The following is a 1,361-nucleotide window of genomic DNA, read 5'->3' on the forward strand; positions in this document are numbered from 1 at the left end:
ATCGTGCCGCACTTCGGATCCGTCGAACCCGGCGGACAGTTCCCACCCGGAATCTCCGACGTCACCACATTGGACAACTTGTTGTCACCAGTGTTCGGACTCTTCACCTTCACCGTGTAAGTGATCGTGGATACCGCGCCGATTTCGAGATCACCGGTCCACGCCAGCTTCGGCGCCGCATACGACACCGCACCGATCGTCGCCGCACCGTCATCCTGGTAATCCGCGTCGTCGAGAACCTGCGTCAGGTCATCGGTGAACGTCGCACCCACCAGTTTCGTCTGACCGACGTTGGTGACCGTGACCGTGTACTTGACCACGTCACCCGGGTTCGCCGACTGCTTGTCGACGGCCTTCTCGATCAACAGGCCGGACACCGGCGTGGTCGTGCCGCACTTCGGATCCGTCGAACCCGGCGGACAGTTCCCGCCCGGAGTCTCGGATGTGACCACATTGGACAGTGTCTTGTCGCCAGGGTTGGGGTTCTTGACCTTCACCGTGTAAGTGATCGTGGACACCGCGCCGATTTCGAGATCACCGGTCCAGGTAAGCTTCGGCGCCGCATACGACACCGCACCGATCGTCGCCGCACCGTCGTCCTGGTAATCCGCGTCATCGAGGACCCGGGTCAAGTCGTCGGTGAACGTCGCCCCGGTCAACTTGGTCTGACCGGTGTTCGTGACGGTGACCGTGTACTTCACGACGTCACCGGGGTTCGCCGACTCCTTGTCGACCGACTTCTCGATCTTGAAGCCCGAGACCGGCGTGGTCGTGGTGCACTTCGGATCGGTCGAGCCCGGCGGGCAGTTCCCGCCCGGAGTCTCCGACGTCACCACGTTGATCAGCTTGTTGTCACCGGTGTTCGGGCTCTTGACCTTGACCGTGTACGTCACCGTGGACGTCCCGCCGACGTCGAGGTCACCGGTCCAGGTCAGCTTCGGCGCCACATACGACACCGCACCGACCGTTGCCGCACCGTCATCCTGGTAATCGGCGTCATCGAGAACCTGTGTCAGATCATCGGTGAAGGTCGCGCCGGCGATCTTCGTCTGGCCGGTGTTGGTCACGGTGACGGTGTATTTGACGGCATCGCCTGGATTCGCCGACTGCTTGTCGACCACCTTTTCGATCTTGAACCCGGATACCGGAGTCGTCGTGCCGCACTTCGGGTCCGTCGAGCCCGGCGGGCAGTTCCCGCCGGGCGTGTCCGACGTGACCACATTGGACAGCTTGTTGTCACCGGTGTTCGGGCTCTTGACCTTGACCGTGTAGGTCACCGTGGAGGTGGCGCCGATCTCCAGGTCGCCGGTCCACGTCAGCTTCGGCGACGCGAACGACACCGAACCGATCGTCGCCGCGCC

Annotated in this window: 1 protein-coding gene; it reads right to left on the reverse strand. The window is 62.9% G+C overall.

What is annotated here, in order from left to right; translation table 11 throughout:
* On the reverse strand, positions 1-1,361 hold a 1,361-nt coding region (locus ACFWMR_RS17635; protein ID WP_449224332.1), incomplete at both ends, for a DUF7927 domain-containing protein.

This window comes from Amycolatopsis thailandensis (assembly GCF_042723255.1).
Lineage (GTDB): Bacteria > Actinomycetota > Actinomycetes > Mycobacteriales > Pseudonocardiaceae > Amycolatopsis > Amycolatopsis thailandensis.